This is a genomic window from candidate division TA06 bacterium (genome assembly GCA_016208585.1).
Classification (GTDB): domain Bacteria; phylum Edwardsbacteria; class AC1; order AC1; family EtOH8; genus UBA5202.
This window is the reverse complement of record JACQXR010000076.1, coordinates 1-21,944: the sequence shown is the minus strand read 5'-3', so window position 1 is coordinate 21,944 and position 21,944 is coordinate 1. Positions and strand designations below refer to the sequence as shown.

Annotated in this window: 17 protein-coding genes and 1 tRNA gene; 9 read left to right on the top strand and 9 right to left on the bottom strand. The window is 53.4% G+C overall.

The features are described from left to right. From HY768_05900 to HY768_05880, 5 genes are all read left to right on the top strand, one after another. Positions 1-1,049 (top strand): hypothetical protein (locus HY768_05900; GenBank protein ID MBI4726741.1); only part of this gene is annotated, 1,049 nt, incomplete at its 5' end. A gap of 48 nt (positions 1,050-1,097) precedes the next feature. Next, positions 1,098-1,661 (top strand): sigma-70 family RNA polymerase sigma factor, encoded by a 564-nt coding sequence (locus HY768_05895; GenBank protein ID MBI4726740.1) that lies wholly within the window; start codon positions 1,098-1,100, stop codon positions 1,659-1,661. Then, positions 1,642-2,364, top strand: coding sequence for a hypothetical protein (locus HY768_05890; protein ID MBI4726739.1), 723 nt, complete (start codon positions 1,642-1,644; stop codon positions 2,362-2,364). Before HY768_05895 ends, HY768_05890 begins: the two co-directional genes overlap by 20 nt. Continuing rightward, entirely contained in the window at positions 2,361-4,043 is a 1,683-nt protein-coding gene (locus tag HY768_05885) for a hypothetical protein (GenBank protein ID MBI4726738.1), read from the top strand. The genes HY768_05890 and HY768_05885 overlap by 4 nt, the downstream gene beginning before the upstream one ends. A 46-nt stretch (positions 4,044-4,089) precedes the next feature. Then, complete coding sequence (locus HY768_05880) at positions 4,090-5,148, top strand: hypothetical protein (GenBank protein ID MBI4726737.1); 1,059 nt, start codon at positions 4,090-4,092, stop codon at positions 5,146-5,148. Positions 5,149-5,302: 154 nt separating this feature from the next. Here the strand turns inward: HY768_05880 and HY768_05875 are convergent, their stop codons facing one another. The 7 genes from HY768_05875 to lpxK form a co-directional block, all read right to left on the bottom strand. Then, on the bottom strand, positions 5,303-6,478 hold the full coding sequence (locus HY768_05875) for a hypothetical protein (protein ID MBI4726736.1): 1,176 nt from the start codon (positions 6,476-6,478) through the stop codon (positions 5,303-5,305). A gap of 46 nt (positions 6,479-6,524) precedes the next feature. Beyond that, positions 6,525-8,114 carry a D-alanyl-D-alanine carboxypeptidase/D-alanyl-D-alanine-endopeptidase gene (gene dacB / locus HY768_05870; GenBank protein MBI4726735.1) on the bottom strand — a complete coding sequence of 530 codons (1,590 nt, stop codon included), beginning with the start codon at positions 8,112-8,114 and terminating at the stop codon, positions 6,525-6,527. Positions 8,115-8,130: 16 nt separating this feature from the next. Further along, positions 8,131-8,565, bottom strand: coding sequence for an HNH endonuclease (locus HY768_05865; GenBank protein ID MBI4726734.1), 435 nt, complete (start codon positions 8,563-8,565; stop codon positions 8,131-8,133). An 89-nt stretch (positions 8,566-8,654) separates the two neighbouring features. Next, positions 8,655-9,101 carry a hypothetical protein gene (locus HY768_05860; GenBank protein MBI4726733.1) on the bottom strand — a complete coding sequence of 149 codons (447 nt, stop codon included), beginning with the start codon at positions 9,099-9,101 and terminating at the stop codon, positions 8,655-8,657. Positions 9,102-9,274: 173 nt separating this feature from the next. Next, positions 9,275-9,352, bottom strand: a tRNA-Ala gene (locus HY768_05855). 86 nt (positions 9,353-9,438) lie between these two features. Continuing rightward, the gene (nadA, locus tag HY768_05850) at positions 9,439-10,374 is read right to left on the bottom strand and encodes a quinolinate synthase NadA (protein ID MBI4726732.1); all 936 of its coding nucleotides are present in this window, start codon (positions 10,372-10,374) and stop codon (positions 9,439-9,441) included. Next, the gene (gene lpxK, locus HY768_05845; protein ID MBI4726731.1) at positions 10,371-11,459 is read right to left on the bottom strand and encodes a tetraacyldisaccharide 4'-kinase; all 1,089 of its coding nucleotides are present in this window, start codon (positions 11,457-11,459) and stop codon (positions 10,371-10,373) included. The genes nadA and lpxK overlap by 4 nt, the downstream gene beginning before the upstream one ends. Positions 11,460-11,553: 94 nt before the next feature. On the opposite strand from lpxK, the gene HY768_05840 reads away from it, so the two are divergent. Further along, positions 11,554-12,297 (top strand): hypothetical protein, encoded by a 744-nt coding sequence (locus HY768_05840; GenBank protein ID MBI4726730.1) that lies wholly within the window; start codon positions 11,554-11,556, stop codon positions 12,295-12,297. Here HY768_05840 and HY768_05835 read toward each other — a convergent pair. After that, on the bottom strand, positions 12,257-12,715 hold the full coding sequence (locus HY768_05835; GenBank protein ID MBI4726729.1) for a cyclic nucleotide-binding domain-containing protein: 459 nt from the start codon (positions 12,713-12,715) through the stop codon (positions 12,257-12,259). The genes HY768_05840 and HY768_05835 overlap by 41 nt on opposite strands. A 74-nt stretch (positions 12,716-12,789) precedes the next feature. Between HY768_05835 and HY768_05830 the strand changes: the two genes are divergently transcribed. The 3 genes from HY768_05830 to HY768_05820 all read left to right on the top strand — a co-directional run bounded on the left by HY768_05830 (position 12,790) and on the right by HY768_05820 (position 17,464). Further along, positions 12,790-13,245: a cyclic nucleotide-binding domain-containing protein gene (locus tag HY768_05830; protein ID MBI4726728.1), complete on the top strand. Its 456-nt coding sequence runs from the start codon at positions 12,790-12,792 to the stop codon at positions 13,243-13,245. Positions 13,246-13,339: 94 nt separating this feature from the next. Further along, positions 13,340-13,675 carry a hypothetical protein gene (locus tag HY768_05825; protein MBI4726727.1) on the top strand — a complete coding sequence of 112 codons (336 nt, stop codon included), beginning with the start codon at positions 13,340-13,342 and terminating at the stop codon, positions 13,673-13,675. Positions 13,676-13,690: 15 nt separating this feature from the next. Further along, positions 13,691-17,464: a tetratricopeptide repeat protein gene (locus HY768_05820; protein MBI4726726.1), complete on the top strand. Its 3,774-nt coding sequence runs from the start codon at positions 13,691-13,693 to the stop codon at positions 17,462-17,464. 65 nt (positions 17,465-17,529) lie between these two features. Here the strand turns inward: HY768_05820 and HY768_05815 are convergent, their stop codons facing one another. Beyond that, entirely contained in the window at positions 17,530-21,549 is a 4,020-nt protein-coding gene (locus HY768_05815) for a T9SS type A sorting domain-containing protein (protein ID MBI4726725.1), read from the bottom strand. Between the last annotated feature and the right edge of the window lie 395 nt (positions 21,550-21,944).

Below are 21,944 nucleotides of genomic sequence, written 5' to 3'. Positions count from 1 at the left end.
CGGTGGAGGAAGGCCTGGTGGAGGTTTCCGATCCCGGGCACCGGGGAAAAATGATCCGGCTGGCGGCGTTTAGGCAGTCTTTTTTGCGGAGAGGCCGGGACCCCGCCGAATCGGGCTTTAACCCCCAAAAGGAAAACCGGTGGGAGTGCTGGTCCCACCAGATGTTCCAAGAGCTGCGCCAGTCCGCCAAAAGCCTGATGACGGGGTTGCATCAAATCGTAAAAAGCCAGGAGAAATTATGGGAGAGCGCCAAATATCTGGAAAGGAAAAAACAAGGGACCGATAAACTTTACAACCAAAGTCGGGACATTGAACGCCAGGCCTATCAAAACCGGCGGAAGTTCAAGCTGATTCAACAACGGATGGAGCGGCGCCTGCGCCAGACTATGGTTTTGGCCGCCAGGGTGGAAAGCGATTCCGGCCAGGCGGGTTTAAGCGCTCAAGCCGGGGAGCTGCAAGACCAGATCGAAATATTGGCGCAAAGATACCAGGCAGCCGAAGCCGGGATTCTGGAGATCGTGGAAAGGCTCCAAACCGGATTGGATAGATATCCGGCCGCTCCCGGGCATGATGCTGAAAAGATTTTGGCCCGGCTTAATGTTTTAAAGGCCAAAGCATCCCCCGGCCTGGCCGCCTTACGGGAGATAAATTCTTCCTGCGACCTTATTGAGCCAAAACTGGCCGAGCTGCTGCAGCACCTGATCCGGATCAAAGAGCTGGCCTCAAGCCAGCTCTTGCTGGCCAAGCAGCAGTTTTTATTCGCCAGACAGAGCTATCTGGCTTTAAAAAACAACTCCGGCGGATTCGATTTTCCGGCCATGGATAAGATATTGCCTGAGGCAAGAGCGGCGGCATCCGAGGTAAAATTTTTGATCAAATCAATGCCTTCGGATGACGCTAACTACATGACAGCCAAAGGAATAGCTAACGATATCGCCGCTTATTCCCGCCAAACGATTGATACCCGGAAAAAGATCATGAAAATTGAACGTCAAGCCCAGTTGATTGAACGCGTTATGCTTGAATTAGTCTTGGTATTTAAATTGTGACCCTATCCGGGAACTTTAGGCGGTTAAAACGGCTCTAACTTATACAATATGACCGAAAACAGCAAGATAGAATTTGACCGGATAGTCCAGAAGTACGATAAGCGGCTTTTTAATTTGCTCTTTCGTTTGACGGGCGATTATGATTTGGCCCAGGACCTGGCCCAGGAAGTTTTCCTGATCGCTTATAAAGAGTACTCCAAATTTCGGGGCGAATCAAATTTTTTTACCTGGCTTTACCGGATAGCCGTCAACCATCACCGCAGACATTTAAGGAAACAAAAAGTAAGATCGTTCTTTGGCCTGGGCGAAAGGATGCCCGAAGAAGAAGCGTCCGACCCTAAAGCCCTGGAACAGATGGAAAATATCGAGAAATTATCCCAGGAAAGAATCGTCCGGCAGGCGGTGGCCGGACTGCCGGCGGAATTCAAAGAAACGGTGGCGCTGTATTATTTTGAGGACCAGGCCTGCGACGATATCGCCAAAATATTGGACTGTTCTCCGGGCACCGTAAAATCGCGTTTGTGGCGGGGCCGCCAGATCCTGGCTCAAAAGCTTAGCGGCTTGAACGTCGCCAATAATCAGGGGGGAAAAAATGAACTGTCAGCAAATTGAAATATTTTTCCGGGAGAACCCCGGCCTTGCTTTGCCGCCCCAGGCCCAGAGCCATATCCGGGAATGCCCGGACTGCCGGGCTCTGGTATCGGGGCAAAGCGAGCTGGAATCGCTTCTGCGGAGCCAGCCCAGCGCTGAGCTTCCTCCCTATTTTCAGGCCAAACTATGGGCCAGAATAAACCGGGCTGAAGCCAGACCGAAATTTTTCTTACTGCAGCCGGCCCGGCTTTCTTTGGCTGCCTCGGCCCTGATGATAATTGCTATACTGTTGCTGTTCTTGCGGGCACCGGCGCCGGAAAATGTTTTTGCTCCTCAGGCTGTAATCCAAAATCCTAATCCGAGGGCGGTTCCCGGTAATGTTCCCGGTAGACTCAAGAAAAACATTGCCGCCGTTGCTCCGACGGCCGGCGAGCCCTGCCAAATATATCCGGTCTGGCCCGGGGACCGGGATGTGGCCGAGAGCCGGGATATTAATATCGTGGCCTCGTTTTACCCCGCAGCTCAAGGCCGCGATCACATAAAGGTAACCATTGACGGCCAGCCCCTGGCTTCCACCCAGTACCAAATTAAGGAAGATTATCTGACCATCGCCCCCCAAAGCCTGGCGCCCGGCCAGCACGTGGTGCTGGTGTCTTTAACCGACCCGGCGGGGCGGGAGGCCAATAAAAGCTGGAGCTTTTACCTGCTGGAGGAACGCTCATGAAAAAAATCAATCTAATAATTTTACTTTTGGCCGCTGTTACAGGAATAGCCCTGGCCCAGCAACTGGAAGTATCGCCCAACCCGGCCGAAGTTATACCTGGAGGCGCGATCCGGTTCTCGGTGCCGGGCCAGGAACAGGCGGCCATACTTTGGCAGGTGCTTCCGCCGTCTTTGGGGACCATGGATGATAAAGGACTTTTTACCGCCGGAAGCTCGGCCGGGCAGGGGATTGTGCGGGCCGCGATACGGGACGGCGATAAAAGGCTTTTGGGCCACGCCCTGATCAAAATCGTAGGCGGCAAAGCCGAGGGGTTGACCGTCAAAGTAAGCCCAGGCTCGGCCCGGTTGGAACCGGGAACCGCCGAACAATTTTCGGCCGAGATCAGCCATTTGGACGGCGAACCGGCGACAGCCGCCGTCATTTCCTGGCAGGTGGTACCGGCCGGCCTGGGAACCATAGACCAGAACGGAAATTTTACCTCTTTAAATCAGGGGACCGGGCGGATAGTGGCCCTGGCCAGGTCCGACAAATTCAAAGGAATGGGACAGGCCAAAATAACAGTGGGGGCGAAGCCGAAGCCTCAAAAACTGATGGTGGAGATGACCCCGGCCAAGGTAAATTTAAAGCCCGGTGAAAACGTAGTATTTTCGGTCTCGGTCAATGACCGGGACGGCAACCCGGTGGCGGCGGCAGTTGAATTCCAGGTGGAACCATCCGGTCTGGGGACCATAGATGGCTCCGGAAATTTCACCGCCGGCAAAAAACCGGGCGTGGGAATGATCAAGGTATCGGCCAAAAACGAAACCGGAACGGGAACCGCTAAATCACTGGTAATAGTGGAAGAAAAAATCCAGCGTTATACCGTCAAGGTAAAACCCCGGCAATCGGCGCTGGAGCCGGGTCGGTCGCTGGAGTTTACCGCCGCGGCCTTTGACAATAGCGGCAACCCGGTTACCCCGCCCTACTGGGTGTGGAAGGTGATCCCGGAAAAACTGGGAGAGATTTCTCCCCAAGGCCTATTCACCGCCGGACAGAAAGCCGGTCAGGGAAAAGTCGTGGCCGCGCTTCCGCCCCAATTCGGCCAGGGCCAGGCGGCCGCCTCCATCCGGATCAAGCCCGGCCAGCCGCTGCGGGTCAAAATTGATCCTCCGGCCGCCCGGCTGCTGCCGGGCGCGACCCAGCAGTTCACGGCTACAGTGACCGGTCCTGACGGAGCGCCGCGCGCCGATGTCCGGATCGCTTGGAAAGTATACCCTCCCGGGGTCGGGACCATCACGCCGAATGGCCTGTTCACCGCCGGCACTACTCCTCAGTTAGGAGCGGTAATCGCCCTCGTGTCCCCGGACCAAGGTGGCGGCAAGGGGATTGCCGGCATCTCGGTCTCACGTTATTATGTCCACATTGATGCCGTCCAGCGCCCCTTGTATCTGTCCAGCGGCGAGAAATATCCCTTCAAAGCAATAGTACGAGACAACGGCGGCAACGAGCCGCCGGGAATTACATTATTGTGGTCTCGAGCGTCGCTCTCGCCCAATTTCGGAAACATTGATCAGTCCACGGGCTTATTCACGGCCGGCTGGCCGCTGACGGCGCAGGTCGAGGGACTAATATATGTCAAAGCCTTGCTGAACGGCCAGGTGATCGGCGGCGACGGCATCAAGGTGTATGTCAGCTGGTAGAATAGGCTCGTGGAAACAAAAACGCTTTTATCGGGGAGCGTTTTTCATGGCGAAAAAGACGGGGCTTTTTCTGTTTTTTCGGGAACCATACTGCTCTGCCAAGACTCTAATAATGTATAACAACAAACCACAACCTATCAACATTTTTAGGAGAAAAACCTTGAAAAAACTATTTACCCTCGCCATCCTGCTGGCTGTGGGATTGGGGCTGGCATTCTTCGGTTGCAGCAAGAATCCCACCACGTCCGAGGAAACGGCCGTTGACGACGACGCGGCCATCACGACCGTGTTGAACACCAACGGGTACGCCACGTCTGACAATTACGGCGATGACGGCACGGCCGGGTTCGCCAAAAGCGACGCCAAATCCGACACCTTCCCGTACTATGTCCGCTGGCGTCGGCGGATTAATACTCCTGTCGAGCGCACGATTTCCATTGCCTACGACTCGAACAACACCTTCGCCACGGTCACCATTTCCTCCGACTACACCGGCCGGTTCGTGGTTGACAACACGCCTAACCTCCTGCTCGACACCTTCAGCCGGGCCATCAACGACCACGGCGTGCGCTACGTCTGGCTGAAGAAGTGGAACGACCACTGGTATTTCTGGGGCGCCTCCCCGCTGGAAATTGCAACTGTCAATCCTCAGATCATCGTCTACATTGACAGTGTCAAAATAACGGGCACGGGCGGCGAGCGGCCCAACGTTACTTTCATCGGCAGCCTCTACGGCCAGACCCTGCGCCGCGACCAGATGCCCATCTTCGAACCCGGCGCCACGGTAACGGCCACGGTCTACACCAGGATCTCGTCGGGCGCGGACTCGACCTGGGCCTTCCTTCATCGCCGGATCTGGCATTCGGCCGGTTGGTCCAATCACATTCGCGAGCCGTTGGAGCGCGTCACAGGCGAGAAGTTCGTCTTCACCAAAACCTGGACCCTATACTCGGACAGCATCCTGGCCTTCCCGGCGTTGCGCCACGCCTGCTTGGACGTGATCCTGGGATCGACCCTGTTCGGCGACAGTACCGCCGAGTACTCGGCCCGGATGTGGACCGTTCCATATATCGTCAAAGCTGTCGGCGACACCACCATGCCGTAACATTTGATCTGGAATAATGCTTGCAAACTATATTTCAGCCTTGTCCAAAAATGTTCCTGAACAGGTTTGTTAATCGGATTCTTAAAATATTTTCTCGTAACAGCAAAAGCCCCGCAGAATGCGGGGCTTTTGATTGTCTTTTCTGGCCGTAAATTTACTTCCTGGCCTTGGCCAGTTTTTTACCGGCCCCGGCTTTTTTAACTATCTTCACGATCTTATGTTTTTTTTCTTCTTCCACCGGCGGACATGCTTCGGCTTCCTTTTCCTCCTGGCGTTCGAATATGTTCCTATCATCGCGCTTCATCACGATTATCCCGTAGATGATGGTCTGGCCAACCACCCAGGAGGACATCAGATACGACAGCAGCAGCAGACGAACGGCATTGATGGACATGCCGATGAAAAAGGCCGAAACCTGCCCGGCCCGGTCAAGGTCGGGAACCATGAGCAGGAATTGGCAGGGGCCGCATCCTCCGCTAAGTTTTATCAAGATGTTCACTACCCACCCCGGTGTATATGAGTTAAAACCAGCAATCGCAATATTAACGAACTTCTCCCCCATTGCGAATCCCAGAGTACGGAACGCGATCATCATTGCACCAATAGTAAACAGCCCAAACGTGACGAATCCGGCAAAACATACCATTTTAAGCAGTCCGCTATAGACCAATAACCTCCAGGGCTGAGAAGTCATGGCGGAGAATATTTCAAAAAGATTGTCAAAGGCGTCGCTCTTGGCGGCTCCGGCCACTATCGGGGAATACCACAGGGCCACCAGCAGGGCCACCAGCAAAAAGACCATAAACAGGCAGACCAGATAAATTGGGATGGCCAGGGCCGAGACCGTCAGCTCGCCCAAATAGGGGATCCGTCCCCACAGCCCCAGCCCCAGCCCGCCCAAAACCAGGAAGGAGATAAAAGAGACTATCACCAGCGGCGCGCCCAGCACAGCTTTCCAGCTCTGCTTTACAAAACCGACCGCTTCCTTGATCTCATAAAATTCGTTGCCCGAGAGCTGTTCAGCGGTGATCCTGGTCACCACGGCCGAGGTCAGCAGGTAGGTTATCCCCAGTCCGGCCGCGCCCAAAAACCAGAGGATCCAGGCGGCCCAGCAAAAATCCGGCCCGGGCAGGGGCAGCAGACCGAACATGGCCCAGGCGTCGGCCAGAGAACGGCCGGCTGCGGCATGGGCCGTATAGCTGAACAGATTGTAAATGGCCAGGCCCAACAGCAGGCCGCAGAAGAAAGCCCAGATCTTTTTGGGCGAAAAACCCAGCCGGGCCGCCCGGAACACGTCCTTAAAATTAAAATACATTTTAAGCATGGGCATTATTCCTCCTGTTTAGTTGATTTATTATGATACCGCCGTGGTAATTTTATCCCAGGTATTCCACCAGCATCTGGCAGATGTAATCCTCGATCCGGCGGGCCAGCTTAGCCCGGTAGATATTGTTGACCATGATAGAGAAGGCAAACATCTTTCCGTTTTTGGCGGTCAGGTAGCCGGACAGGGCCGAAACCCCGCCGATGGAGCCGGTTTTGGCGTAGACCCGGCCCGAGACCTTGGGACCGGAAAGCCGTCTGGTCAGGGTTCCGTCAATTCCCCCTATGGCCAAAGAATTATAAAACGCCTCCCAGTAAGGCTGATTGGACATGAATTTAAGCAGGTTGACCACCTGCTGGGGGGAAACCGTGTTCAACCGGGAGAGGCCGGAGCCGTCGTAAAGATCAATGGTTCCCAGGCCCATCTGCTCGGTGATCGTCCGTTCGGACAGCGAGCCTTGCTGGTGGCTGCCTTCGCCGCCCATCTCGGAGCCGATGGTGTTAAGCAGGGCCTCGGCATACAGGTTGTGGCTATTTTTGTTGATGATCTTGATGATCTCGGAAAGTGGAGGCGAATAATTGGCGTAGATCAACTCGGCCTGCTGTTTCAGGGCTAATGGCTTGTCGGTCAGGGCCAGGCCCTGGCCCGAAACTTCGATCCCCTTGTTCTTCAGCACCGCGGCGAACACCCGGGCAAAGTGGCCCTGAGGATCCTTGGCCACGAATAAAAACCTTTTGCTGGAGCCCTGGGCTAGCTTCCCGGTGATTTTCAGAGCTTCGCCGTCAAAACTGGCGTAGGCCTTGCCGACATTGTAAACCTTGCGCGTCTTGGCGACCATCTTGCCGCTCTTGTCCTTGACCCGGCGGGTGACGGTGCTGCTGCTGCCCTTGACGGTGCGGCTGAGGTTTTTTATCTTGACGGTCATGGGGGGATCGGTGGAAACCCTTAAGGGTTTGCCCAGCTGTCCCCCGGAAATGGTGACCGCCACCAGGTTATCGCGGTAGGAAAGCCCGGAGATTTGCCAGGCCATCCGTTTTTTAGATTTGACCAGCTTGTTGGTGGCCCGGGGCACCATGGAAACTATCTTCTGGGGCACAAAATTCCCCTCGTCCCCGATTATGTCTCCCTCCACCGCCGTGATCCCCTGAGACTTCAGGCTGTCGGCCCATTCTTCCAGCAAAGCCAGCTCGCTGATGGTGGGATCTCCCGAACCCTTGACGATCAAGTCCCCGTGCAGCACCCCGGAGGAATCTATCTCGCCCAAAGCAAAGATCTCGGTCTGGTAGGAATAGTTCGGGCCCAGCTGTTCCAAAGCCGCCGCAGTGGTGAATAATTTGGCGTTGGAGGCCGGGATGAACTTGCTTTGCGAATTATGCTGGTAGATGATGTCCCCGCTTTCCAGGTCCATCACCGCTATGCCCCACCGGCCCAGCCGGGGAAGCTTCTGATCGAACAACTTATCCAGATCGTCCTGGATGTCTCCGGTGGGCTTGGGCATATAAACCACCGAATGCCGCCCTTTAGAGGTTTTGGAAGCCTTGGCGTTTTGAGCTTTGGCCGCCTCCCCGGAGGGAAAAAACAACGCCCCGCCCAAAATAATGGCCAAGGTCGACAGTATTATTTTATTCCGGCAAAGCGCCAATGTTTTAAATCTCTATTTACCGGTTGTTGCCCAAAAACAGGTAGGGCCGCCACCGCTGATCCGGCAGCCCCAGATGATATTGGATGAAAGTGATATAATGGGGATTTTTAGGCCGGCGCAGCAGGCTCATCTTTACCTGGTTTAAACTGCGGTCTCCTTTTTTGTTATTGCAAGCCAGGCAGGCGCAGACCAGGTTTTCCCAGCTGTCCTCCCCGCCCTGGCTTTTGGGAATGACATGATCGGCGGTCATGGAGCCCTGGGTGGCGCCGCAATACTGACAGGTCCGGTTGTCCCGGCGAATGATGTTTTGTTTGCTTAACCTCACGTTTTGTCGGGGCCGTTTGATGTAGCTATTGAGCCGCACCACGCTGGGCACAATAAATTTTAGGCGCAGGCTCCGCACCAGATGCTCGCTCTGTTCCACCACCCCGGCCTTCTGGCGGTAAAGCATCAGTAGGGCCCGGCGGGCGTTGCAGACCGAGAGCGGTTCATAGTTCTGGTTAAGCACCAGCACCTGCCGGTTAAGGCCGTTATGTAAGGCTACCGTAGCTGAGTTCCGCCCTCTTTATGTTCAAAAGAGATCTTATGGGTATAAAGATTGAAGGGGAAATATATCTCCTGCTGATAGCTGATGGCTATCTCCAGCCCCTGGGGACTGCGGGTCATGTGTTCCAGAAAATACTGCCGGGCCAGAGTCTGATATTCATTTTTTTGTTCCTCGGTCTCGGGCTGATAGACAAACTTCTTCCCGTCTTCTCCCGTTACCTGGTAAAAATAGTCTCCGGCCAATGGGAGGTTGTCGTCCAAGGCATTCTCGGCCAGCTTGCGGGCAATGCTTTCGTCGGTTTCCATGGCCGCCGCCAGCACCGCTTCCCGCATCTTGCCCTTGATGTCGGCAAAACGAATGTAGGGCAGGACTATTTTCAGGGAAGCATACAGCGCCACTACGACCAGGGCCCAAAGCAGCCATTTGATTATTCTGGGCATACTATCCTCCGGATAAAAATATGAGTACAAGCGTTGATATTTGTGCCCTGGATGTCTAAATATCTTACGCTTGTTGAATTGAATTGTTGACCGGTTTTTGTAAAACCGACAAGCATGGTTATGGCCCGTTAAATCTGGCGTGCCAGACTTTATCCGCATATGCGGACGAAGTCTGGTGGACCTGAGGGGAATCGAACCCCTGACCTCCTGACTGCCAGTCAGGCGCGCTACCAAAACTGCGCTACAGGCCCGGATAAAATCAAACAGATTATAAGTTTATCAAAAAACGGGGCTTAAGTCAAGATGTAAATGCAGGAGGTATGGGATTTGCTTGACTTTAAACCGCCAGCATCCTTTCCAAAGACTCCCTGGCTTTTTCGGCCATTTCCTCCGACAGGCGGATCTCGTTTTCTTCGTGCTCCAATACCCAGGCTATCTTGGCCAGTGTGGTCATTTTCATGTTCCGGCATACCGCATGCCGGGCCAGCGGATATATCCCTTTATCGGGATGGCTTTGGCTTAGCTGGTCCACCAGGCCCATCTCGGTCCCTATTATCCACTCGTTAACTCCGGCTTGCTCCCCGACTGCTTTGACCATTCCCGAAGTGGAGGCCGCTTCGTCGGCCAGTTCGACCACTTTCGGACTGCACTCGGGATGTACTATCAGCCGGGATCCGGGATACTCTTCTCTGGCGGCTTTCACGTCTTCCACGGTGAAGCGGTTGTGCACAAAACAATATCCCGGCCACAGGATCAGCCGGCAGCCCGATACTTTGGCGGCATAGGAGCCCAGATTCTTATCGGGCACGAACAGCACCTGTTTGTCGCGGGACAGCGACTTCACTACCTTGACCGCATTGGAAGAAGTGCAGCAAATGTGGCTCTGGGCCTTCACCGCCGCCGAGCTGTTGACATAGGCCACCACTATCGGATCGTCATGCTGTTTTTTGGCTGCTATCAGGGCCTCGGCCGTTATCATGTCGGCCATGGGGCAGCCGGCCTTCACATCGGGCATCAGCACTTTTTTGCCGGGGTTCAGAATCTTGGCGCTTTCGGCCATAAAATGCACCCCGCAGAAAACTATGATTCCGGCCTTGGTCCGGACAGCCGCCTGGGCCAGGGCCAGGGAATCGCCCAAAAAGTCAGCGATCTCCTGCACGTCCAATGTTTGGTAATTGTGCACCAAGAAGACTGCATCCTTTTGCCGCTTCAGTTCGGCAATCAGGCCGTATAGCTTTTCGCTGGGCAGTTTTTGGTATTCTTCCAAAGTCATTTTATTTTAACCTTATCCAGCACTATCTGTTCAAACTTTTGTTTCTGGTCTTCATCCAAAAATTCTATCTCCACCGGCAGGACAAACAACGGTTTGCCGAAATCAATATCGGGCGGAAGCCTGACTGTGTCTTTTTCCGTGGTAAACAGGAAGTCGTATCCTCGGGCTTTCCCGGCGATCTGCTTCAGTTGGTCCTGAGAATAGTGATGGTGATCGGAATATTTCAGATGGGTTGTAAAAGAAAGCCCGGCCTGCCTGACGCTTTGTTCAAAGGACTCCGGCCTGGCGATCCCCGAAAACAAAAGGATTCTGGTATTCTTCAGCATTTCCCTGTCCGGTGCGGACCTGTCAACAAATCCATACGGCTGCCCTGTCCTGTGCCGGGTCTCAAATATTTCTGCTTTCCCGCTCTTGTTTTTGATTTTCCGCCTTCTGCTTTCCGCTTTCTGCTTTTCAGCCCCGCATCTGGTAAGCGCTATAACCTCCGCCCGGCGCAGCGCGCTCTTCGGCTCCCGCAGCCTCCCGGCCGGCAGCAGCCAGCCGTTGTCAAAAGGCCGTTGGCTGTCCAGCAGAACGATATCCAGGTCCCGCTTCAGCCGCAAGTGCTGGAACCCGTCATCCAGGATGATGACCTGCGCGCCCAGCTCCACGGCCTTCTTGGCCCCGGCCGCCCGATCCTTGCCAACGATGACCAATGCGCCCGGTTTCTCTTTAGTCCCCAGCAGGCGCGAGGCCATCAAAAACGGCTCATCGCCAGCTTCCGCCGTCGTACATTTGACATTCAAACCGTCGCTGACCACCGTGATCCCGGAACCGGCCGTTCCGACCCTCCTTTTATAGCCCCGGGAAATTACGGCCACGGTAAGCCCCCTGTTCATAAGCATCTGGGAGAGGCATATCGCGAATGGAGTTTTCCCGGTGCCGCCCGCCGCGATGTTTCCCACCGAGATCACCGGAATCCCGGCCTGTTGGATTTTGGCAAAGCCAAAGAGATAAAAAGCCCGGCGCACAAGCAAAACCATTCCGTACATCAGGGAGAACGGCCATAACAGCAGTATCTTTATGAAATCAAAAAAAGTCATCACGCTATAGGATAATCCAAACCGCTGAAAAAAACAAGCAAAAATTACGCATATTTTGTTGACTTTGGCCTGATTTAGACTTATCATTAAATATTGCATGCTTAAAACAATCGCCGACTTACATACCCACACCGTTTTTTCCGACGGCCGGCTTTCGCCCCAAGAGGTTTTGCAGATTGCTTCGGACAAGGGATACCGGGTGGGCCTGGCCGATCATTGCGGCCCCGGGAATTTTCAGTTGGACAGCGAGGCCCGGTTTGAAAAATATTTTACGGCTATTCAAGACCTTCCGGCCTACCGGGCGGTGGAGCTGGACTTGGGGCGGGATATTCCGGTTTCGCGTCAGAGTCTTAAACGCTGCCATTATCTGATTGGCGGCGTGCATTCGGTGGGAACGGTTGATTTTTTTGATCCTAAAATTACCCGAGTGGATCTGGATCTGCTGCTAGCTGAGATGCTGGAAATAATCGAGCGTCAGTCTCAAAAATATTCTTTTGATATCCTGGCCCACCCCGGCCTGCTGCCCTGCAATTTCCGGGAACAGAAGGATGCCATCACCAGCGGCTGGCGGATGAAATTAGTAGCGCTGGCCCTGAAATGCACTTTGGCCATCGAGATCAGCTCCCGGTGGCTGGCACCGGATTATAAGCTGGCTGCGATGGCCAAAGAGGCCGGATTGAAATTTTCGCTGGGCTCGGACGGACACGGCGCGGACAAGATGTGCCGGCTGGACTATTCCCTGGAGTTGGCCGGGAAACTGGAACTGACCGACCGGGATTTATTCTGGCCGGTAAACGGGACTATTCCTTGGCGAAAGAATCCTGGATCCGATCGTCCATGACCCTGATCCGGGCCGAAAGGATCCGGGACATGGCCAGCATCATCTTGGCCGCAATCCTGGACTCCTTGTCCATCAGAAAAGCGATGTGCTTGCGGGTCAGGATATACAGCTCGGTGCTCTCCACCGCATTGACATTGGCCGAACGGGGGGCCTTGTCCAGCAGGGACATTTCGCCGAAAAACTTTCCCGGCCCCAGCTCGGCCAGCACCACGTCGCCCTGATCGGTGGGCAGGCTGATCTGAACCTTGCCGCTCTTGATCAGGTACATGCTGTCGCCGGGGGCGTTCTTCTGGCAGATGATGGCTCCGGGCATAAAATCCTCGGCCTCGGTGGAAAAAAGCTGGGTCAGGCGCAGCATCTCGTCTTCGGCCAGTTCCTGAAACAGCAGAAAGTCCCTGAGATTGGTGATGGAGCTCATTTCCCCCTCCTGTTTGATGAAATATTGAATTTATCCGGATCCACAGAATATTAAAAACCAAGGAGTTCCCTAAAATGTCCCAGATCATCGAAGCCCTGATCAATAACCATCTTTTTTCTTCGCTGACCCCGGAGGAACTGGAGCGGATAGCCAAGCTTATTTTCCTGCGCAGTTACCGCCAGGGCCGGACTCTGTTTTTTGAGGGCACGCCGGGCGAGGTGATGTATTTGATCCATTCCGGGCAGGTGGGCATTTACAAATCGGTTCCCGGCAAGGACGATCTGCTTTTGGCGGCTTTGAACCCCGGCAGTTTTTTCGGCGAAATGTCCCTGGTGGACGCCCAGCCCCGCTCGGCCACCGCCAGGATAACGGAGGACGCCGAACTGGTGGTGATCACCAAAAAGGTCTTTGACCAGATGCTTTTGACCGATCCCGGCATCACTTCCAAGATTCTGGCGGCCCTGTTGAAGGTGGCCTTGGGCCGTCTTCGCTCCACCGACGAAAAATTTAAAAACCTTGCGCCGGCTTGAGGTCTTTGGGCCGTTTCTTTAATGTCATAGCATATCAAAAGTCTCCGCTCCTGTCAAGCCGGTAAGCCCATTCCTAAACATTTATTTTAAGACCATGCCCACTAATTCTGAAGAGACCGTAAACCCTGAGACGGCGGCCCACAATGACGGCTCCAGCTACCGGCACTATCTGGAGATGATCCGGGTGCTGGAAAAGCTGCACCGTAAAAGCGATTTAGAATTCGGGCCCAAGCTGATGAACAAAATCCTGGACGCCCGGAACGAAGGTTTGATCAGCGATGAGCAGGCCCTGGAGCTGACCGACCGGATCCAGGCTTGGTGCCAGAAGCTGGAGGACCACTTTGCCAGCCAGGAATTCCAGATGAAAAAACTGATGCTGGCTATAGAGCAGGATGAACGCCGCAGCGGGAAAAAATCATCCAAACGGTAATGGGAGAGCGGAAATATGGAGCAAACGGAACTGGTCTCTAAAATACTGGAACGGCTGGATCAGATCACCCGCAAGAGCGGGGTCGTTCCCGCGGACCAGCAGGAACAGCAGGTGTTTGTCCGGCTGGATCAGGTGGAAAAGATCGTCAGTTCCATCGAGCGCTACCTGCCCCGCCGGATCATCGACAAGATCCTTTTGAATCCCGAGGGCAGCCAGGTAGAAGGTGAGCGGAGACCGGTGACCATTTTGTTCGGGGACCTTTCCGGCTTCACCTCCATGTCCGAGACCATGGACCCGGAGCAGGTGGTGGAGGTGGTCAACGACTATTTCGACCGGATGGTGGAGATCGCCTCCCGCTACGGCGGGCATATCGACAAGTTCATGGGCGACGCCTTGATGGTGCTGTTCGGTGCGCCGGTGGTCCATGAAGACGACCCACTCCGGGCCTGTCTGGCGGCCATCGAAATGCTGGAGGCCATGGACCGTTTCAGCCGGGAGAGGAAAATGAACCTGGCCATGAGCATCGGCCTTAACTCCGGGGAGGTGGTGGCCCTGAACGTGGGTTCCCGGGAAAGAATGGAATACACCGTGATCGGCGACAACGTCAACCTGGCGGCCCGGCTGGAGAAAGTGGCCAATGCCCGAGAATGCGTGATCGGCGAAAACACTTACCGCCAAGTCAAGGGGAAGATCCGACTCAAAAAATTGAAGCCGGTGATGGTCAAGGGGAAATCAAAACCCCAGAACGTTTATCTGATACTGGGGCGGGTGGAAGCTGAAGAAAAGGCCGGGGCCCTGCGCTCCGGCTCCATCAAAATGGTGGGCCGCCAGGCCGAGATGGACGGCATCCGGCAGTCGGTTCAAATGGCCAAATCTGGAAACGGACAGATCGTGGCCATCACCGGCGAGCCGGGGCTGGGAAAATCGCGCCTGGCCAAGGAACTGGAGCTTTTGACCCGGGGGGAGAACTTTAAATTCATCAAGGGCAAATGCTACTCCTACGCTTCGGGAATGGCCTACCTGCCGTTCCTGCGGCAGCTGAATGTTTTGACCGGGATCACCGAATCCGACCCCGGCCCCAAAAAGGCCGAAAATCTCCAGTCCTGCCTTCAATCACTGGACCTGCTGGACTTCGAGCCATATCTGGGTTCGCTGCTGGGGCTGCCTTATCCCGAGGCCGAGACACTGGACCCCGAAAAGCGCAAGCGGAAAACCTTTGAGGCCTTCTCCATGCTTTATTCCAAAACCGCCGCCAAACAGCCGCTGGTTTTGGCTTTTGAGGACCTGCATTGGGCCGACACCATCACCCTGGAGCTGCTGGAGCATCTGGTTAATGATCTGGAAAAACAGCCGGTTCTGGTCTGCTGCGATTACCGCCCGGAGCTGGCCCTGCCCTTCATTGCCCGGCCCAACTGCCTGAGCCTGGTGCTGAAAAAACTGGATATCCGTGAAACCTTACAGATGGTCTCCGGCCTAACTCAGGTCCAGGATGTCAGCGATGAGGTTCTAAAAAAGATCGGGGAACGGACCGAGGGCAACCCCCTGTTCATCGAAGAAACCATCCGCAACCTGCTATCCCGCCGCCTGGTGAAAAGGGACGGCCCCAGCCTGCAGGCCTCCAAGCGTTTTGAAAAGATCTCTCTTCCCAATACAGTGGCCGCCATGGTGCTGGGCAGGATTGATAAGCTATCCGAGGAGCTGCGCCGCACCCTGCAGTATGCCGCAGTGATCGGAAAGGAGTTCGACAGCCGTTTGCTGGGCAGACTCTCGGGACAGAACCCGGAACAGATCCAGCCCTTGCTGGACAACCTTGAGCATTTTGAAGGGCTTTTATATTCCAAGCTCTTGGAGGGAAAAAGGACCTACGAATTTCACTCCACCACCACCCACGAGGCGGCCTACTCCACCCTGCTCAAGGGACGGCGCAGTGAACTGCACGGCAAGGCCGCCCAGTCCATAGAACGGGATTACCAGAAGGACCTCTATTCCCACTACGAAGATCTGGCCCACCACTATTACTATAGCAAGGACCGCGACAAGGCGGTCAACTGCCTGCATCGGGCCGGAGACAAGGCCCGGCGACTGTATGCCAACCCCGAAGCGGTGGAGTTCTACCGCAAGGGTCTGGAGGTTGTCAAGCTGCTCAAGGAAAGCCGACCCAACCTATTGGAGACTGCCGAGCTGCTTGGCGCCCAGGGCGCCATTTTCCGGCTGACCGGCCGGCGGGACCAGGCGCTTAAGAATTTCATTACCGCCGCCAAAATAGCCCAACGGGAAAAGGAAACACGGGCCGAATGGAAGTATTTATTGGAAGCGGGCATCATTCACGATATGCTTGGACAGGTTGATAAGGCCCGAGAGACACTGGACAGCGTTTTAACCCAGGCCGAAAGCAAAGGGGATGAGTTGATCACAGCTAGGGTGCTCATCAATAATGGGCAGATATTTTTACGGGGAGGCAAAACCGAAGAAGCCATAACTTATTTTACCAAGGCCTTGTCCATCTATCAAATATTAAAAAATGATAAGGAAACCGCCCAAGTCCATGGCAGCCTGGGGAAAGCATTCGAACTAACCGGTGAAATTCCTAAGGCCATCGAGCACTATCGTTCCGCTATTGAATTATCAACCGCCATCAACTATGCCGAAGGAATCGCATTACAAAACAACAATATTGGAAATCCATTACTAATATTGGGAGAAACTGACGCGGCTCACAATCACTTTACTATAGCTTTAGAAACCGCAAAAAAAATCGGCGATCGGAGGACAGAATCTTTGGCTGGTTTTAATATGGGAAACATTCAATTTGTTCTGGGAAACTATCTGGCTGCCCATGACTATTATGATCAGGCTTTAAAATCTGCCAAAGAGATTGGAGAGATCGCCCAGCAGATGAGCATCTACAGCAACATCGGTTCCCTCCAGCAGATCTGGGGCGATGCTACTGCTGCGATAGAGAAGCATACCACCGCCCTGAAAATCTCACAAGGAATCGATGACTGCAACAACGAAGTGGAGATTCGACGGAATCTGGGCCTAGACCTGGCCCTGCAGGGCAAATACCCGGACTCCCTGAATGAGCTTATCCGAGCGGCAGAACTGGCGGCCAAGATCGGGGACCCCCGCATGCAGGCCTATATAAAAGCCAACCTTGGCGCGCTCTACCACAATTTGGGTCAACTGGAACAGGCTGATAAAAACATCAACGAATCTCTTGACGAAGCCCGTAAAGTGCGAGACCCCGAGATAATTTTGGCTGCGGCCCGGGCGCTGGTGGAGTTCAAGCTGGAAACCGGAGATATTCCAGGCGCCGAAGAACATGTTAACCGCCTTTTGGGATTGGCCGAGAAGACCCAAAACAAGCGGGAGATGGCTTACGGACTTTTAAATTTATCAACCCTGTTGAGGCGGAAGAATGAAGCGGGCGAAATGGCTCAGCCGCTTTCCGAATCCCTGATTCTGGCCCAAGAGCTTAAGGATAAATTTCTTTTGGGCCGGATCTATCTGCTATTTGCCCAAAAAGCTTTGCTATCCGGCAACATCAGGGAAGCCGGGGACTATTTAAAAGATGCTTCGGGCATGGCCCAGAAAACAGGATCTCCCGAACTGTCCTGGCAGACCGGCTATTATCTGAGCCGGTTGTATGAGTTGAAAGAAAATAAATTACAGGCCAAAAAAGAACTGGAAACATCCCGCAAAATAATAAAGCAAATGGAAAACGCTTTGCCCCAAGACCTCCGGAAAGGCTTCATAGAAAACACCTCCCGCAGGCTTGTTTTTAACTGAGCTGTTTCGGACGGATTAAAAAAGGACGACCCTCTGGCCGCCCTTTTTTAATCTCCTAAATTCGACTATCTAAGCAATACCAACCGTTGGGTAAGACTGGTTCCCTCAAAATTAAGCTGGTAAAAATATACCCCGGCCGGCAACATCCTTCCCTGACTGTCATCGCCCTTCCAGATCAGATTGTAGGCTCCGCTTTGTTTCTGCCCCTGCTCCAGGGCGTTTACCCTCCGCCCGCAGATATCGTAAACATTGATCGAGAACTGGCCGGACCGGGGAAGGACATAGCTGAAGTTCACCGCGCCCGAGGCCGGATTGGGACGGCAGGGCATTAACTGTAGTTTGTCATAGACCGGGCCGCCGCTTATTACCGTCACCGGGCCGTGCCAGGTTATCTGGTTGTTTTTATCCTTATCCCCCAGACGATAGTAATAGGTGGTATTGGGCAATACCGCCGTGTCTGTATAACTGTAACTCCTGCCGATTGGCGATCCCTCTTCGGCCCTTATGGTGGCTACATTCTGGAAATCTTCGGCCGGGCTGATCGAGCGCTCTATCAGCCATTCATAATTGTTGCGCTCGCTGGCGGTCTGCCAGATCAGTGTTATCCCATCGCTCCCGCTTTGGCAGGTAAATTCGGAAAGCTCTATGGCCAAAGGCTGGGCCACGGCCCGGGGCGAAACTCCGGCGGCCAGGCTGTTGAACTGGTAATAGGCGCCGTATTTGGACACTGGCGCTTTTGCCCCTTTGCCAATGAGGTTGGTGGTGGGAAAAGCGTTCCAGGAATGCTCGCTGGTTTCGTTGTTGCACACCACCAAATATTTAAAGACGTTGCCCACCGTATATGTTAAATAGGAAAATAGCACCCGGACTTCAAGATAGTTGTAATTGTTGATGCTGTCCAGCGACAGGTAACTAGTACTGTAGGAAGCTATGGAATCCTCCCAGGTTTTGCTGCCGGTGGCCTTCTTCAGTACCGCAGTAGTGCCGTTCTCGATTATCAGGCAGAAATCCGGCCTAAAAGCAGGATCAAATCCTGAACAGGAATCCCCGGCATTGTATGTACAGGTAGAGTCTGCCCCGCCGGTTCTGGTGTCAAAGTAGATGAACAAATCGCCCGCGGTTCGCCAGTCACAGCGACTGTAGCCCAGATATAGATTAGAAGCATCCCAGGTGGTAAACAAGGTATCACCGCCGCGGATGCCTATTCGCTCGCTCTTGCAGAAATCATTGACGCAGCCATAGGTGTAACCCAGCCTGACTGTATGCGGTGTTACAGTATCTCCGGTAGCCACTATTCGCGGCTCGTTGCCCAATGTGCTCCACCTGGTGGGAGACGATTCGTCCCCGGCCTTAAGCGCGAAAATAAGAGTGTCGCCGGGGGCAAAGCCATATACTATTTTTTTCTCACGGACGTCTACGGCTGCTGGCGCCCAAGCTTGATAATAAGTAAGCCCGGTATCAATAAAATCTTCCTCGGTGCTCATCTTGCCCAGATCGGGAACAGCGGCGTTATATTTGGTGTATTTAAGCCAGTACTTTGACGCGGCTTCGGCCGCATTGTCATCGCTAACCGCTGTCCATGAAAACTCTACTGTTCCTTCAACGGTCCCCGTATAAACCGAATCCACCAGGTCCACGATCGGCTCCGGCTCCACATTGAACCCCTGATAGGCCAAAATGCGTCGGGTTAGTTCCGAAGCCGTGCTGGGATAAATTCCGTTGCTTAAAGAACCCATGGGAAAAGTAAGATACACATTTTTGTGGGTGGATACTTTACCGCCCTTGTAATCGCTTGAATAGGAAGTTCCCCGCCCGTAGATGATCTTCCCAGGCCCTTCGCTTTCCATGATAAGCTGGGAGCCTGTTGCCGCGATATCAATTATGTCCACCGAATTATCCGGCGTCTGCTGGAAAGGATAATTAAAATTCATCCCTTCGGTAAAGGTGCCGGCTTTGCCGTTTATTTTCTGAATATTGCCGGTTGCCATAGGATTGCCCGGCCCTACGTATTTGGAGCCAAAGAAGGTAAAAATGGAGTCCTTATTGTACATCTCGCCAAAATCATTGCCGGTCACCAGCATGCATTTGGAGATATCATTGGCAAATTTAATCAGGGTGTCCTGCTGCTCAGCCTCTATTGTTCCGGCGCTGGATCCGTCCTCGGCATAGCCCAGGTCCAGCAGGCACATATCATATTCTTTGCTGTTAAGCTTGCCCTGCTTGCGCCAGGTATATTCCAGGGTATCGGTGTCGGTGATTTGGAAAAACATCTGGTTGGGGATATTGCGCTCGGCCAGGGCCAGCACATAAGCCGAATCCAGAGGAATATACAAAGATTCTGGTTCGGCTATGGGATCCTCGTTCCAGCCAGAGGTTGCTGGATTATCATAATCCTTCTTGGGATGATGCCATATCCTGCGTCCGGCGGCCCGGTCTTTGGTGATATTGTAGTTTATCCCCTGGGCGTTCAGAGTATCTTCGTTCTTGGGGTCCAGGACAAAATACTGCCCGAAGATGTCCCCCCGTCCGTTGGTCCGGCTGGAATCCAGCCAAGCCACCGAGAACCAGTCGTTAAAGCGGCAGACATCCGGAGCCCGCTGGCCGTTGGCGTAATTTTCATTGACCACCTTGATTGTGGTGTTAAGGCTCCCGCGTTTATCAAAGTACCGGGCCCGGATTTGGTACTTGTCGGTGCTGTTGGAAGAATCGGCCCAGCTGGTCCAGAAGGAAACGTTGTCAATGCCCATGATTACCGATGGTATCCGGCAGGCTTCCGTGGTAATTGTGGTGTTGCTGATTGCGATGTTCTGATTGATCTTTTTGGCGTCAGGGTCATAGCGCTGGGCAAAAATATCTCCATTGGCGCTTTTGCTGAAATTCAGCCAGACGATGGTGAAAAAACCAGTGTCCGAGGCGGCGATAGCCGGGGTGTAATGCCAGGCTTCGACATCGTCATTGACCCTTTCGCTGGCAGTCAGCGGCGAAAGGTCCGGCGTGAAATAACGGGTATAGATGTCGGCTTTCTTAATGCCGTCCCGGTTGTCCTGCCAGGCCACGGCAATGCCCTTGTCGGTAAAACTCGCCACCGGATAGAGGTGCCCTACCTTTAGCCCGTCCTCGTTGACCTTGACATCGCCGGTAACGGGCTCGCATTTATAGGTGAACCGCCGGGCAAAGATATCGAACTGGCCGTCCCGGTCGTCCTGCCAGACCACCACGAAGTCCTGGGTGTGGTCGTTGACGGCCACCTTGGGGAATTTGGAGCCTTTAATCTGTTTTTCGTTGACCCGGAATTCATCGGACAGGGGTTTGCCGTCAGGCGCCATCTTGCGGCCGTATATCTGCCAGTAGGGATCCCCGTAAGTGGAATCCTGCCAGACCGCGAAAACGAACTCGCCGGTTTTGCCGGCCACAGCCGGCGCTTTTTGGTCCCGGCCATCCTTGGCGCTTTTATTCACCAGGTAAGCATCCGACAGGGTTTCCGGTTTGCGACCCCAAAGACGGCCGTAGATGTTCCAGTCACCGGCGCGCTGGTCGGCCCAGACATAGCAGGAATTAGTATTCCTGTCCATGACCGCCGCCGGGGCTTCCTGGGCGGTTTCCCCGGCATCATTGTCCCACAAAAATATTTTGCAGGTGTCCGGGGCAGCCAAGGCCGTAGAGGCCAGAGCCGTTGCCCCAAACAATAGGCTGGCTAATTTTTTCATATTATTTTTTCTCCGTTTAACTGGCTTTTGCTCCCGGATGGCAGTTAAGGCCATCGAGAGCAGTTTTATTCTTTTATCTTTGTCGTCCAAACACTGTTTAAGCAATTTTAGTATCTCTGATTTTTTTACATCGGGGCTGGGAAGATACCAGTTCTCGCCTTTCTTCTTTATTCGCTGCAGTATTTTACGCTCAACGAGTTGTTCCAGACAGCAGGTGATTTCATCCTGGCATTTGCCCAACAACTGAGAAATAGTTTTGGGAGTTTCCTGCGCCTTAGGCTGGCGGGTATAATGAAAAACAATATCCAAGGCAGTGAAGCTTTTTACCGATCGCTCCAGGAACGATCCTATATACTTATTTTCATTTATTTTCTGCATAGTTGCTATTATGAAGTACTATATATTGCATAAACCATGCCAACGATAAAAACAACCTACATTATCATGCGTTTAAATAACTTACGAAATAAAACGAATATGATTAATTGTTTTATTGATTATATTTATATATAATGTTCATAAAAAAATATACTATTAAGTTTACCACTTTAGCTTGAAGTAAATTATCATTGCATTTTTTATTCCTAATTCATACCCATTATAATGTTATTTAATAGATCTCTACATAGTTTTCGCTGAAAAACTAACCGTTGAAAACAAGCCATAGGATGGCCAATTAATACACCATCCCCGGTATGTATTTTTCACTTTTCTTTCATGTTTTTTATCCCATCGCCCTCATCAATATGCTGGTTTTCTTCAAATTGTGGGCT

Coding starts and splice junctions, on each gene's coding strand:
- HY768_05895 (MBI4726740.1), top strand. CDS start 1,098: ATGACCGAAAACAGCAAGATAGAATTTGACCGGATAGTCCAGAAGTAC.
- HY768_05880 (MBI4726737.1), top strand. CDS start 4,090: ATGGCGAAAAAGACGGGGCTTTTTCTGTTTTTTCGGGAACCATACTGC.
- HY768_05875 (MBI4726736.1), bottom strand. CDS start 6,478: ATGCCCATGCTTAAAATGTATTTTAATTTTAAGGACGTGTTCCGGGCG.
- HY768_05860 (MBI4726733.1), bottom strand. CDS start 9,101: ATGCCCAGAATAATCAAATGGCTGCTTTGGGCCCTGGTCGTAGTGGCG.
- HY768_05825 (MBI4726727.1), top strand. CDS start 13,340: ATGCCCACTAATTCTGAAGAGACCGTAAACCCTGAGACGGCGGCCCAC.
- HY768_05835 (MBI4726729.1), bottom strand. CDS start 12,715: ATGAGCTCCATCACCAATCTCAGGGACTTTCTGCTGTTTCAGGAACTG.
- HY768_05890 (MBI4726739.1), top strand. CDS start 1,642: ATGAACTGTCAGCAAATTGAAATATTTTTCCGGGAGAACCCCGGCCTT.
- HY768_05815 (MBI4726725.1), bottom strand. CDS start 21,549: ATGCAGAAAATAAATGAAAATAAGTATATAGGATCGTTCCTGGAGCGA.
- HY768_05830 (MBI4726728.1), top strand. CDS start 12,790: ATGTCCCAGATCATCGAAGCCCTGATCAATAACCATCTTTTTTCTTCG.
- HY768_05840 (MBI4726730.1), top strand. CDS start 11,554: ATGCTTAAAACAATCGCCGACTTACATACCCACACCGTTTTTTCCGAC.
- nadA (MBI4726732.1), bottom strand. CDS start 10,374: ATGACTTTGGAAGAATACCAAAAACTGCCCAGCGAAAAGCTATACGGC.
- HY768_05865 (MBI4726734.1), bottom strand. CDS start 8,565: ATGCTTTACCGCCAGAAGGCCGGGGTGGTGGAACAGAGCGAGCATCTG.
- HY768_05820 (MBI4726726.1), top strand. CDS start 13,691: ATGGAGCAAACGGAACTGGTCTCTAAAATACTGGAACGGCTGGATCAG.
- HY768_05885 (MBI4726738.1), top strand. CDS start 2,361: ATGAAAAAAATCAATCTAATAATTTTACTTTTGGCCGCTGTTACAGGA.